General features: G+C 43.4%; 11 protein-coding genes. 3 read left to right on the top strand and 8 right to left on the bottom strand.

What is annotated here, in order from left to right:
• Positions 1 to 79: 79 nt before the first annotated feature.
• Positions 80 to 2800, bottom strand: a complete 2721-nt coding sequence (locus ACKI5J_RS02285) for an Ig-like domain-containing protein (RefSeq protein WP_407426092.1) — start codon at positions 2798 to 2800, stop codon at positions 80 to 82.
• Positions 2801 to 2891: 91 nt separating this feature from the next.
• Here ACKI5J_RS02285 and ACKI5J_RS02280 point away from each other — a divergent pair, with 91 nt between their 5' ends.
• Positions 2892 to 4019, top strand: coding sequence for an alpha/beta hydrolase fold domain-containing protein (locus ACKI5J_RS02280; protein ID WP_407426090.1), 1128 nt, complete (start codon positions 2892 to 2894; stop codon positions 4017 to 4019).
• Positions 4020 to 4089: 70 nt separating this feature from the next.
• Positions 4090 to 4281, top strand: a complete 192-nt coding sequence (locus ACKI5J_RS02275) for a cold-shock protein (RefSeq protein WP_016194291.1) — start codon at positions 4090 to 4092, stop codon at positions 4279 to 4281.
• A gap of 74 nt (positions 4282 to 4355) precedes the next feature.
• On the opposite strand, the gene ACKI5J_RS02270 is transcribed toward ACKI5J_RS02275, so the two are convergent.
• On the bottom strand, positions 4356 to 6932 hold the full coding sequence (locus ACKI5J_RS02270; RefSeq protein ID WP_407426088.1) for a DUF5686 and carboxypeptidase regulatory-like domain-containing protein: 2577 nt from the start codon (positions 6930 to 6932) through the stop codon (positions 4356 to 4358).
• Between the two features lie 124 nt (positions 6933 to 7056).
• Between ACKI5J_RS02270 and ACKI5J_RS02265 the strand changes: the two genes are divergently transcribed.
• Positions 7057 to 7587 carry a YceI family protein gene (locus tag ACKI5J_RS02265; protein WP_407426086.1) on the top strand — a complete coding sequence of 177 codons (531 nt, stop codon included), beginning with the start codon at positions 7057 to 7059 and terminating at the stop codon, positions 7585 to 7587.
• A gap of 45 nt (positions 7588 to 7632) precedes the next feature.
• On the opposite strand, the gene ACKI5J_RS02260 is transcribed toward ACKI5J_RS02265, so the two are convergent.
• The 6 genes from ACKI5J_RS02260 to ACKI5J_RS02235 form a co-directional block, all read right to left on the bottom strand.
• A complete protein-coding gene (locus ACKI5J_RS02260) occupies positions 7633 to 8487 on the bottom strand; it encodes an HAD-IIA family hydrolase (RefSeq protein ID WP_407426084.1) in 855 nt (284 codons plus the stop codon).
• Positions 8488 to 8492: 5 nt separating this feature from the next.
• Entirely contained in the window at positions 8493 to 9533 is a 1041-nt protein-coding gene (locus tag ACKI5J_RS02255) for a hypothetical protein (protein WP_407426082.1), read from the bottom strand.
• 15 nt (positions 9534 to 9548) lie between these two features.
• Entirely contained in the window at positions 9549 to 10907 is a 1359-nt protein-coding gene (locus tag ACKI5J_RS02250; RefSeq protein ID WP_407426080.1) for a glutamine synthetase family protein, read from the bottom strand.
• 117 nt (positions 10908 to 11024) lie between these two features.
• Positions 11025 to 12035, bottom strand: a complete 1011-nt coding sequence (locus tag ACKI5J_RS02245) for a glutamine synthetase beta-grasp domain-containing protein (protein ID WP_407426078.1) — start codon at positions 12033 to 12035, stop codon at positions 11025 to 11027.
• A gap of 331 nt (positions 12036 to 12366) precedes the next feature.
• Entirely contained in the window at positions 12367 to 12687 is a 321-nt protein-coding gene (locus ACKI5J_RS02240; protein ID WP_407426076.1) for a metal-sulfur cluster assembly factor, read from the bottom strand.
• Positions 12688 to 12691: 4 nt separating this feature from the next.
• Positions 12692 to 13114, bottom strand: a complete 423-nt coding sequence (locus ACKI5J_RS02235) for a SufE family protein (RefSeq protein WP_407426074.1) — start codon at positions 13112 to 13114, stop codon at positions 12692 to 12694.
• Between the last annotated feature and the right edge of the window lie 4 nt (positions 13115 to 13118).

Below are 13118 nucleotides of genomic sequence, written 5' to 3'. Positions count from 1 at the left end.
ACTTCTACACTTAGTTGGATAAACAAGAAGAGTCGACCCTGAATGGGTCGGCTCTTCTTGTTTATATCTTTTTATGTCTTTATTTGACGGTGTATCGGTATAAATACCTTCCGATGTTTCCTTCATTGTCCATCCCTTCTATAATCGCTCTGAATGACCCTCTTCCGTCGGAGTTATAAAACTCAACAGATGCATTGCCATCCTTGTCAGTTGTAATCAACGGGTCCCAGAATATCGTTGTTCTCAGATCAGCACTGATAACACCTTTACGGGGGCCTTCATACTTAGGTGAGTAGAACTGTCTGGCTTTCCGGTAACCCAGGGGAGTAAAGTCGATAACGTTGCTTTTGGGAAGGAGATCGGCAAGATCGCCAGGCTTCAATTTGAGTTTCTCGACCTTTTTGGTGTTTACAACAAGGACACCATTGGTGTTGTACAGACGGTTTACAGTACCCAGGTCGTCTTTTAAGAAAATTTCAACAGATTCAACTTCCGATGAGGCTACAGAGTTTAAACCGACAACATCGATAGGCATGCCGTTCAGGAATATCTGCACAGGAACTCGCCGACCTGCGTTATAATCTCTGTTTACATAAAACTGCTCATCTGCGAAGATCAGTCCCATAGCAGAAGTTTTCAGGCAGTTGATTAAAAACGGACAGTCTTTAAATCTTTCGCCCTCTATCAGATGATCGGGCATCATACTTAATCCGCTGAGCGAGGAGTGGTCGGCATGACTAGGTCGCTTGACCGGGCTCTTCGCTTTCACGACCACCTCGTCAAGGAGATTGGCGGTACGGTACTGGCGTTTACTGTTTTCCAGGTAAGGACTCAGAACGCTGTCTATGTTGACTATTTCATCCGCGACATTTTGATTTTGTGTAATGGCCGGAAACGCCGCCCCATCAACCATGATCATCATATTACGTGAGTTGATGTTATTTCTGGCGCTCAAAATAGCTTTGGATGAGTCAGGGAAATCCAGATTGCTGAATCTGAACTTGCCATCCGCGTCCGTTAAAACGCTCAGAGAAATATTTTTATCGGGTATACTCAACTGCATATTGCCCTTATTGACCGGCATACCGTTCATCTGCCTAAGTGTACCGGTAATATCCATTCCCTGCTCTGGCATGAAAGAGATGGGCGGATATTTATCGTTCATATAGTTCTCGTATTCGAAGGCACGGTAGCCTTGGGTTAACATCAGCAAGTCGAGATCCTCGCGCTTTTTATCATCCTGCTTATTGAAATAGTAATTAGGAAGCTCAATATATCCTTTCAGGTCGGACTTCAGAAGCAGGCTGCTCAGGATGGATGTTTCTGCATCTTCGTTAAACGGCACTTTAGTTTCGTCCACTACGGATAAAGAATAACTGCCAGGCAGGACTTTCAAAGGACTTTTTGCAGAGATATTCATCTTAACCTTTTGTCTGGGCTGGTAAGACGGCTTGTCGCTCGTAAGTTTGATGGTAAAGGGGTTCTGATGCTGAACAAAAACTATCCGTTCACTCAAGGGCATTCCTGAAGAGGTAAACAGGGTTATCTGGACGATGCCGGTTGGAAACTTATCTTTCGGAATTTGAGCGTTATAAATCTGGCTTTGAAGTTTAGTCTGAGCCGCGTAGCAGACAACTCCGGCGCTTTGGGCTACGATGTAAAAAGCCTTATTGCGATAGTTGTCAAGAAAGGTACTGCTGGCTGCGATACGTACAGAAAGGTTGGCTGTATCTGCACTGTTCACAGCAATGCTGATCCCTTCGGTAAGTGATTCGGGCATCTTGAAGGTTCCCCTCGTCCCATCGGCAAAAGCGACGTTGGCCACATAGGTTTTATTGAGTTCCGGTATAAAGGTTACTGAACCCAATCCAAGGTGCTGAGACGCAAAATCGGCTATTTTTTTACCTGTATTGTCTGTTATTTCTCCCTTGGCGCCAACACCTAAGCCATCGCTCTTAATAGCCTTAAAGGCAAACTTGGTTGATAATCCCGCAATAGCGATCCCTCCCTCAGGAAGGAACTGAATATCGTTTGTGGTCAAAGCAGATTTCAGCGGAAAGGTGCTTGTTAAATTCCTGTCATCAAGGGACAGTACGGTTTCTAATCGTCCTGCTTCGAGAACTGCCTTGCTATTGTTTGAGACGGAGACGGTTAGGTAGCCGTTTTCATCTGTGGTACCTCTGCCCTTATGGATGGTCTCGAACTTTGAGTCTACTTTCCAGCTTACTTTCCGATTGGCATAAGGCTTCCCCTGCTCATCTTTAAATTGTACTTTTGCACTTATTTGTGCTGATTTATCGGACTGGCTTCCGTTGAGTTCAACATTGGTATACAGTCTTTTGTTCAGCGTATTACCTATGGTAACCGTCTTGGAAAAGAAATACGACTCTCCAAAATTGAGCATCCAGTTGGTGTAAGCCCGGAAATGGTAATTACCTTGGGAATAATTCAGGGGAGCCAAAGTGAGGTTTCCGCTGGCTATGCCGTTCGATACGGGCAGCTTGATGGTCTCGATCAGCGAATCTCGTTCATTGATCACATCAACATAGATAATTTTGCTCAACGGCGATGGCTGTCGCAAACGGCTGGCCATATAGGCTTTGAACCAAATGGTATCGCCAACGGCATAGTAGGGCTTATCAAAATGTATGTGAGCGTGTTCGGGTGGATAGTGTTCTGAGTATTTTACGGCCTTTTCGATAATGGTGTTAAGGCTTACGCTATCATCTTGCGCAACGGCGGACAGCTGAAACAGAATACAAAAGAACAGTAGGGAGTATGACTTTTTTATGAAATTCATCAAAGTAAATAAACAAATTGGTCCATAAAGATATTCAATTATGGTCTAGCATACCACAGTAAGACAAGGTTTAACACTTTTTCACATACGTATGATCCGTTTAGGGCTTTCTATAGCCAGTTTGTTACTTTCTTTATTAAGCGTTTTTGGCGCCCCCACATACCATACATGGTTACTGGCTGTAATGGTTTCGGAGTTTCCACTTATTTTCATGGGCATTGCCCTGGTATTGGTGCTCATGTCGAGCGTCACCGACAGATTCAAAACTGCAGGAACGGTGATTTCTGTACTGGCCCTAATTTTATTTTCCAGTCCGGTTGCCAGGGCTCTCCTTATAGCAGACAATCTTCAAATCGAATTGAACCAGGCGTTTAAGGGTTCGGAGATCACTCCTTCCGGTAAACCTGCATTTAGCTTTTGGAAGCTTGCGACAAGGGGGAAATCCAGTGCCCGGTTTGATACGTTCCGGTATGCTGACGATGAGGGAACAACCTCTACTCTGGATTTTTATCGGGCGGACAGCTCAGGGATCAGACCCTGCATAGTGGTAGTGCACGGCGGCTCCTGGAGCAGTGGAGACAGCAGGCAACTACCGGAAATAAATACGCATTTGGCGAACCTCGGCTACCATGTTGCTTCGGTGAACTATCATAAAGCTCCTGAATGGCAAAGTCCCCAGCCTCTGGAAGATGTCAGAAAGGCTCTATCTTATTTAAGAACTAGAGCGGGACAGTTAATGATAGATACCTCCAGGCTTGTTATTTTAGGAAGATCTGCTGGCGCGCAGATAGCACTTATGGCCGCTTATCAGGGAACAGAGCCGGGTTTGAAAGGCGTAATTAGCTTCTACGGTCCCGCAGATATGATATGGGGTTACAGTAAACCGGCCAGCCGCTGGGTGATGGATTCCCGTCGCGTGATGGAGAATTATCTTGGTGGTACCTATCAGCAAATACCAGACAAATACAGGTCGGCCTCCCCTATTGAACATGTATCGGAGACAAGTCCGCCGACTTTGCTTATTCACGGCAGGAATGATGTTCTTGTTGCTTATGAACACAGCACGCGTCTTGCAGCGAAGCTGACCAGGAACGGGGTGCCTCATTATTTATTAACCCTTCCCTGGGCTACGCATGGATTTGACTACACACTTAGCGGGCCGGGTGGGCAACTTTCTACATTTACTGTAGCTACGTTTCTCAGAAAGATTTTAAAGTAGTACAAAAATCTTTGTAATCCATTGATTTGTATTTTTTTTACTTACCTTTAGTACTTTAATAATAAATACAATGCAAGAAGGAACAGTAAAATTTTTCAACGAAACTAAAGGTTTCGGATTCATTAAACCAAGCTCAGGTGGCAGCGAAATCTTCGTTCATTCTTCTGGCCTAATCGATAGCATTCGCGAGAATGATACCGTTAGCTACGAGGTAGAACAAGGTAAAAAAGGTTTAAATGCGGTTAATGTAAAAGTAATCTAGAGATTAACATCATCATATATCGTATAAGCATCCGGCTCCTCCGGATGCTTTTTTTGTTTACAGACGTTAGGAAACTACCGTTTGTTGACCTGGAACATAGATGCAATCCCCACCCTGATACCCTTGTCCTGGTGGTGCCTGCCTTCAAACGATGCGGCAAGCTCAACACGGAATAGCCTGAAGACATTGTCAAGCGAATATCCCAGCTCATAATAGTGTGGTGAATATTTTGTTTTGAGGTAGTTCACGAAGAGGCTTTCCTTTAGTCCGGCCAGCCTTACTTCCGGAATCCGGGTAATCAGCAGTTTTCTGAACTGATAATACACATTTCCCGAAAAATAGGTATCATCGGTACTATAGTTGTAATAGTCTAACAGGCGGAATGAACCGGCAGGCTTCAAGCTGCCCAGAAAAGTACGATTGGCATCGAAATGTTTGTAGTCCATAAGATACGTCTGTTTATTGTTAAGAAACGTTCCTGCCCTGAGTTCGAAGCTCAGTAAGGCGCCCAAACCTGCGGAAAAGGAGTGGTTTATACCTAACTCCACCTGATCGAAATCTACTTTACTGTCTGCCAGGCCAGATATTCCCTTTTTATAAAGAAGAAGAAATTCAGGTGATCTGTTGAAGAGAGGGACCTTCTTTCCATTGTACATCCGGTAGGCTTCGCCCGGACGGTATCGCAGCGTCAGGTCAGTTATCAGTGCATGATGCGTTTCAAATCCGGTTTGAGCCAACTCAATATTTTCAGGTCTGTTATCGGTATACGCTCTGGACTCTTGGTTGAAGAAGCTATAATCGGTGTTGTTAAATAGTTCAGCCCGGCGTGCAAACTCAGCACCGATAGTCAGGGAAAGGAATGGAGAAGGTTTATAGGAATAAGCACCCCGTATATAGTTCTTCTCGTAAATTTTCATAAAGTTCCTTCGCGCGATTAGGGAGGTGATTGAATTCACCAGAGGATGAATGGGATCGTCAGGATTAAACTGACTGACGAAGCTTCCTCCGTCCAAAGAAAAGCTGTTCTCCCGGCTGCCATAGACCAGCCTTCCTTTAGCATAGAATCTTTCGCTCGCCAGGCCGTATCGAAACGAGGGTATAAAGGAAAGCTTTCTTTGACTGTTCCTAAAGCTTCTCTGTAGTTCCGCACTGAGGTTGACATTGAACCCTTCGACAGTATTATAATAAACCTGGGCAAAAGTGGGATGAATGGTAACGCGTGTCAGGCTATCAACTTTGTAGCTTCCACCTGTTATCAGTTGCAGGCCACTGAATTTACCGGATTTTGTGCCGGAATTGCCTTTAGCTTCTTCTTTCGCGGCCTTGGCTAAAGAATCATCTCTCCTGTAACCCCGGATTTCCTTTTCAGTCAGCGGCGTAGATCGCTCTTCATTCCAAAATGTAGAATCCTTCTTGTAAGCCAGAGAATCGGTTTTAATTGTTCTTTCTGCTACCACCCGGGGATTGTTTTGTTGCCGCAAAGTTTCCTTCTCATACTCATCGATCATTTTTCTAAACTGCTTTCTTGTCGCGGGTTGACTTTTTGCTACTTGAGGGACTTCCGGGTTTACCTGATCTATAGGAGCTGTGGCCACTACTTCAGCTTCAGCCTTAAGCTTCTCGTCGATAACTACTTTAAACTGGCTACAGCTCGCAATATATTTATAGTGGCCCGCAAATCCGAGGACATTGCCAGCAAATTCATATTGATGATGTACGGGCAACCACAGACGTGGGGCGACTTCAGCAAAGCTCTGTTTAACCGATATAGGGAATCCAAGAAGGCTGGTACGTAGATTAACACTATGGATGGCCCACTCGTCTTCAATAATGTAGATATGACCCTCGAAAATATTGTCCCCTTTTGACTTTGGAATCACCCGGATTTTATTGACAATATCTTTCCCCTCTGTGAAACTGCCCTCATACCGGAAATTGTAGTATCGAAATGCCGACCTGGATAAGGGAGACAAGATATTTGCAACCTTATCTTGATAAAAGGTTTCACTGATAAACATGGAGGGCGACCCTGCACCCGAGTTTTCTCCGGTAGTACGGACGGCTATGACTTTTTCTGTAACTTTGTCCGGCTGCGCAAAGCTGACGATGCTTACAGATTCGGATGTATACGCTTCATTCAGCTTAACGCCCTCCTTTTTCAACTTTCCTTTCACAAAAAATGGCACTTTCAGAAGCTCTCCGGTGCCTTTCACATACACCTTCATCTGGTAACTTTTATACTGGAGCCGATGGAACTTACTCCTGGCTATCGCGTTTCTGATAATGGTATAAGCGTAGTCCTGCTTCTTTCCCTTATCCACCTGAACTTCCTGGAGCAAATAACCCTGAACCTTCAGGGTAAAGTCTTTAACCGTCCAGGTGTCCTGAACTTCGACATCCGCCTCCTGAGATACATATCCTATGTTCTGGATCCTGATCTTATGAATACCCTTGGGCAGCCTGACTTCATACTCTCCGTTGGCATTAGCCGAGGTACCTGATTGACTATCGGTCATAAATACAGAAGCGTAGGGCAATGGTTCACCATTAGACCCCAATATTTTGCCACGAACACCTTGAGAGTAGCTCTGTAGAGAGAGAATAATTAGAACAACGAGGACGGTAAGGGGTTGATATGGTGTGTAGTTCATCAAAGGTTGGGAGCGCTAAAATATATTTCTTAATCTGGGTTAAGTTGCTCCGACAATATAACGAGTATTTTTGTCTATCATTTATTTACAAGAAGAATAATAACATAATTTAACAGATAAAACCATGGCAACTAATTGGAAAATTGACCCTACTCACAGTGAGATTCAGTTCAAAGTAAAACACTTAATGATCACCACCGTTACCGGTAATTTTAACGAATTCGATGCAACTGCAGTGACAGAAGAAGACGACTTCTCATCTGTTTCTTCCGTAGACTTCACTGCCTCCATCGATTCCATAAGCACAAACAACAGCCAAAGGGACGAGCATTTGAGATCGGCTGACTTCTTCGACGCCAGCCAATACCCTTCTTTAACTTTCAAAAGCAACCGGGTTGATAAATCGGGTGATGAGTTTACTGTATCGGGAGATCTTACCATTAAAGATACAACTAAACCTATTACTTTAAAAGCAGAGTTCGGGGGCATTGTTGTCGACCCCTATGGCCAAACTAAAGCGGGATTTACTGTTTCAGGAAAGATAAGCAGAAAGGAATTTGGTTTGACCTGGAGTGCTGTTACGGAAGCCGGACAGGTAGTGGTAAGTGACGATATCAGATTGATTGCTGAAATTCAGTTCGTTAAACAGGCGTAATTACCTGAATAAATAGCCGCGTCAGGGCGTATACCCCTGACACGGCTATTTATTTACAACCGCTGATTCGCAGACATAGGTAGGGATGATACCTGTTCTGGCAATGATAGAGGTAAGATCCTTAGGCAATGTATTTCCTGTTAACACTAACACCGTGTCAAGGCCGAACTTATTGCCACCGAGGATATCGGTATGGAGTGTATCACCCACCATCAGAATTTCCTTCTTACTTATAGAAACCCGCTTCCTGATTTGCTCATATGCAAACATAAACATTTGAGAGTCGGGCTTTCCAAAATTTATAAACTCACGTCCAAGTATCGTTTCAAGCATAGCGGCTACTCCACCTATCGCAATGGCCACCTTATTTTCTTTTATCGGATAGGCGTAATCCGTATTGGCCACAATAACGGGAATGGTCCTTGTGCGTAACAGGTTCACCGTTTTGTTTAAATCCTTGCACCAGTCGAAACCTTCGTCATCAAGAAAAAGCAAAGCCGTAACTTCATGGATATTTTTATCGTCAATGGCGCTGACCGGCAATGTCCTTAACCCTGAGCTTTCGATATAATGCGCTGAGTTACGTGTGCCTAAATATGCAACGATACCTCCGGGAACTTTCAGGTCCAGATACTCTTTGGCAAGCATACCGGAAGAAATAATGCGCTTATGGGAAACCTCGGGCAGCCCCAGCCGGTGATAGCTTGCAGCAAGCTGCTCGGGACTTCGGGAAGCGTCGTTCGTAACTATGTAATACTCTTTCCTCCTTTCTTTCAAAAGGTCAAAAGTCCTTTCAATCCCGGGTAACAGACCATTGTAGTTTTTTAGAACACCAAAAGCATCAAAAAATATTACTTTGTACTGATCGATAATAGACTCAAATTCGACGATTTCATTCATTCTATTCAATTAAGATTCAATGCGGATATTAGCCGTTCGGGATTAAAATCAGCATCTACAGATGGCAGATAGATGCTCAATGCTTCTGCCTGAAGCTTAGTCGCATACTGCTCGTTGAAAAAATAGTTTCCATCCTTAATGACGTAATTGAGAATAAAGAAGCGATATACCTCCCTAAGAAATCTGATCTCAACTGCAGTTAAAGGATTTACTTTATGATATTCTTCCAGAAAGATAATAAAACGATCTTCGTTTAATGGATTAATAAGATAGCTAAATACAGTCTTATCCCCTGCATGGGATACTACCCGACTGAAAAAATAAAAATCCATCATCCGGCTGCTCATTCTGAACCAGTCGTAGTCCCATCTGGAATAAAGCTTCAAATTTGGAGTGACCGAGAAATTTCCAATATTCCAATCGATAAAAACCGGAATAGTTTCAAAGGCACCGGCATTATAAAGCTGTCTGTTTTTGAGAAAAGTCTCGCAATGATACCTTATTACGTCAATTTGTTCGGTATTGAAGCGTTTTTTAAATTTAGGGGTGTTTAACTGCTTCAGTAAAGTATTAATATCCGTACTAAGGGTCTTTGACGACTTCGGAAGCACTTTACTGACTCTCGAACAGGCACGGTGGAATTTGCCTATCTGATAACCTAATTTCCGGATATTCGATTCTTCGAGTCGTTTTGGAAGTCGGTTCTGAACGCGCGTAGGGTTATAGAAGACGACCCAGGTATCTGTCTTGCCGGTTTTGTAGCGGTATGTATATACCCGGTTGTTCTTCAGGAGAGACTTGGCAAGGAAATTTTCAAACGGGTAAAGTAAATTATTAGCAAGCGAGTGAATGATCCGGTGATCTTCCTTAAAGTGATCGTATCTCCCAAAGTAAGACAGCTTGGCAATAACGATATCATCGTCTTCAAACACGATTCTGAAGACATGATTGGTAGACACCATGGCGCTAATGTCCTGAATCCGGCGGATCGTCTTCGTCGGATCATATTCTTTCCATGCTTTTTTTATGATTCTGGAATAATCCATTGAACGGGTTCTTTTTTATATAATCTCGAAGTATCGCTTCAGCTCCCAATCACTTACATACCGGCTTTGCTCCTTACACTCCCAAAAACGGGTCTTGCTAAAGTGATTGATGAAGGCAGAACCAAAAAGTTCCACTGGAAGAGGAGACTTGCTCATAATCATTGTTGCATCGTAAAGGTTGGATGGAAGGTTTTCAATACTGGTTTGTTGATAAGCATTGCCCTCTATAGCGGGTATGTGCAACGGGATCTTGTTCTCAACACCATAGAGACCTGAAGCAAGTGACGCTGCCATCGCCAGGTAAGGATTGCTATCCGAACCGGGTACCCTTGTCTCCAATCTGGTTAATTTATGATTCTGGTTAATAACACGTAGTGCGGTGGTGCGATTTTCAAGTCCCCAGGATACTGTGGTGGGTGCCCAGGCTCCTTCTACCAACCTTTTATAGCTATTAACGGTTGGTGCGTAGAAAGGCATAATGTAGGGAAGACAGTACAATTGTCCTGCTATGTAATTCTTTAGCAATTCGCTCATATTGCTCGGATCGCGGCCATCGAAAAACAGGTTACTTTTCATTTCCAAATCCCATAAACTTTGATGGATATGGCCGCTGCAACCTGGGAGCTGTTCGTTCCACTTGGCCATGAACGTTGCCAGCAGGTCATGTTTGGCGGCTAGTTCTTTCACAGACGCCTTCAAAAGCACGGCCTTATCAGCCGCTGATAATACTTCGTCGTGAATTATTGCAGCCTCATATACACCGGGCCCCGTTTCAGTATGTAAGCCTTCTAACGGCACATTGAACTTGCCGAGCTGATCAAAAAGATCATAATAATACTCGCTATGCTGTGATGGCCTTAAAACCGAATATCCAAACATTCCGGAACTAAGAGGCTTCAGGTTTTTAAACTGCTTGTTATAGACAGATTCGGACGACTCCATGAAATTAAACCACTCAAACTCTTGGGCAAATTCAGAATGAAAGCCCATATCGGTACATTTATCGCGCACCGTTCTCAGGAGTGATCTTGGGCAGACCTCCGCTGCTCCCTGGGCTAACTGCCCGAAGTCAGCCAAAAAAAAAGGGATGTCGCCTTGCCAGGGAATAAAACGCATTGTAGCAACGTCGATAAAGCATAGTTGATCAGGAAAACCAGATTGCCATCCTGTAATCTCAAGGTCGGTGTTTAACTTATCCGCGCTGTCCCATCCAAAGGCGACGTCGCAAAAACCATAGCCAGATTCCAGACCAGCGATAAATTTATCCAGATGAATGACCTTACCCCTCAATATACCATCGATGTCAGCAAAAGCAAATTTAACTTTGTCTGTATTTTTATTTCTCAGATACTCTATGACTTGATTTATATCCATGAAAAATGTATAGCGTAGAACTGTTGTGAACTATATAAAGATATCAAGGAAAAGCGGAAAAATACGGCAAAAAAAATCCCCTGAAAGATTCAGGGGATTTTCTTGCCAACCTGTCTGTTAAGCTTCTACAGACTTTACAGTTTTAATGATTCTTGCCGCAACCTTGTATGGATCAGCTGCCGAATTCGGACGACGATCCTCAAGGTATCCATTCCATCCCTTTTCAACAGTGAACAAAGGAATTCGAATAGATGCGCCCCTGTCTGACACGCCATAACTGAAGTCTAGAATAGACGCAGTCTCGTGTTTACCTGTCAGGCGAAGGTGGTTATCGGCGCCATAAACATCTATATGCTCCTTAACAACCGGGCGGAATGCTTCGCAGATTTTATCGTATGTTTCTTTCTTTCCAGCAGTTCTTAAAAGTGTGTTAGAAAAGTTTGCATGCATACCTGAGCCATTCCAGTCGAGCGTTCCAAGCGGTTTGCAATGCCAGTTGATCGCAACTCCAAATTTCTCGCCGATTCTTTCAAGCAGGTAACGAGCTACCCATATTTGATCGCCAGCTTCTTTTGCTCCTTTGGCAAAAATCTGGAATTCCCACTGACCTGCTGCCACTTCAGCATTAATACCTTCAACGTTAAGACCCGCTTCCAGGCAAACATCCAGATGCTCTTCTACAATATGTCTTCCAAACGCATTTTTTGCACCTACAGAGCAGTAATAAGGACCTTGCGGACTAGGGTAACCTGCTGCTGGAAAACCTAAAGGTTTACTTGTTTCTGGATCCCAAAGAAAGTATTCTTGCTCAAAACCAAACCAGAAGTCGTTATCATCGTCTTCGATTGTAGCACGACCATTAGACTCATGTGGCTTGTGATCTGAATCCAATACCTCACACATAACTAAATAGGCGTTTTTTCTCTGAGGGTCAGGACAGATAAACACAGGCTGCAACACACAATCAGATGAACCTCCCGGTGCCTGCTCGGTTGAAGAACCATCGAAGCTCCAAAGTGGGCAATCTTCTAGTTTGCCGCTGAAATCCTTTTCAATTTTTGTTTTGCTACGCAGGCTTTGTGTCGGTTTATAACCATCCAGCCAGATGTACTCTAATTTAGTTGCCATTTTTCTAATATGTCTGTAATTATAATAACTTGATGAATCTTTTTCGAGGACTAACGTTTCGATCTATAACACGAATGTACATTATTATTTATTTTTTTTGAAAAAAATGCCAAAAAATTTCAAAAAAAAGCAAAAAGCGCCCTAAAAAGACGTTAACTGCTGTATAATAGGCAAAAAACAACAAAAACATAATCAAAACACCTCATAACTTGCTCCATATCGCAGAAATACGAATACTGAGGAGATCTTATAACGAACATCTGAACAAATTCAAGTAACAAAAAAAGGCTGGTGCATCTGCAACCAGCCTTTAAATCTTTCCACATTAAGCCTACATGAACCCAAGCTCGAGTTGGGCTTCCTCGCTCATCATACTCCGGTCCCACGGTGGGTCAAACGTAATCTCAACCCTCACTTCCTTAACCCCTTCAATATCGGAAAGACGACGTTCCACATCCTGGAGAATCTGATCGGCTACCGGACAACCTGGAGCTGTAAGAGTCATGACCACCTTCACTGTACCATCAACATGAGTAATCAACTCATAGATAAGACCGAGTTCATATATGTTAACCGGCAGCTCGGGATCGAAGACCGTCTTAAGCCTCTCAATTATTTCATCCTTTAAACCAGCAGCATCGTTAATTATCATAATCTTATGCTTTTAATGAATTATAAGCAAAGGCATACATTTTTATCTGCTTCAGCATGGACAATAATCCATTCGAACGCGTTGGCGACAAATGTTCTTTCAAACCTATTCGGTCAATGAAATAAAGATCTGCATCCATGATCTCCGAAGGAGAATAACCCGACAGTACCTGAACAATAAGATTTACCAGGCCCTTTGAGATGATGGCGTCACTATCAGCGGTGAAGTAAACCTTTCCGTCTTTCATTTCCGGATATAACCACACCTTAGACTGGCACCCTTTTATCAGATACTTATCTTGCTTATATTCTTCATCGATTAAAGGAAGTTCCTTTGCAGACGTTATGATATGCTCATATTTATCTACCCAATCAGTAAGAAACTCAAACTCTTCAATCAGTTCGTCTTGCTTCTCGTTTATAGTCATACAG

Source organism: Arcticibacter sp., assembly GCF_045629565.1.
Taxonomy (GTDB): domain Bacteria; phylum Bacteroidota; class Bacteroidia; order Sphingobacteriales; family Sphingobacteriaceae; genus Arcticibacter.
This window is presented reverse-complemented; position numbering and strand designations above follow the sequence as displayed.

Excerpts from the sequence above, each read along its gene's own strand:
- ACKI5J_RS02255 (WP_407426082.1), bottom strand. The coding sequence starts at position 9,533 with ATGGATTATTCCAGAATCATAAAAAAAGCATGGAAAGAATATGATCCG.
- ACKI5J_RS02245 (WP_407426078.1), bottom strand. The coding sequence starts at position 12,035 with ATGGCAACTAAATTAGAGTACATCTGGCTGGATGGTTATAAACCGACA.
- ACKI5J_RS02235 (WP_407426074.1), bottom strand. The coding sequence starts at position 13,114 with ATGACTATAAACGAGAAGCAAGACGAACTGATTGAAGAGTTTGAGTTT.
- ACKI5J_RS02280 (WP_407426090.1), top strand. The coding sequence starts at position 2,892 with ATGATCCGTTTAGGGCTTTCTATAGCCAGTTTGTTACTTTCTTTATTA.
- ACKI5J_RS02275 (WP_016194291.1), top strand. The coding sequence starts at position 4,090 with ATGCAAGAAGGAACAGTAAAATTTTTCAACGAAACTAAAGGTTTCGGA.
- ACKI5J_RS02260 (WP_407426084.1), bottom strand. The coding sequence starts at position 8,487 with ATGAATGAAATCGTCGAATTTGAGTCTATTATCGATCAGTACAAAGTA.
- ACKI5J_RS02265 (WP_407426086.1), top strand. The coding sequence starts at position 7,057 with ATGGCAACTAATTGGAAAATTGACCCTACTCACAGTGAGATTCAGTTC.
- ACKI5J_RS02270 (WP_407426088.1), bottom strand. The coding sequence starts at position 6,932 with ATGAACTACACACCATATCAACCCCTTACCGTCCTCGTTGTTCTAATT.
- ACKI5J_RS02240 (WP_407426076.1), bottom strand. The coding sequence starts at position 12,687 with ATGATAATTAACGATGCTGCTGGTTTAAAGGATGAAATAATTGAGAGG.
- ACKI5J_RS02285 (WP_407426092.1), bottom strand. The coding sequence starts at position 2,800 with ATGAATTTCATAAAAAAGTCATACTCCCTACTGTTCTTTTGTATTCTG.
- ACKI5J_RS02250 (WP_407426080.1), bottom strand. The coding sequence starts at position 10,907 with ATGGATATAAATCAAGTCATAGAGTATCTGAGAAATAAAAATACAGAC.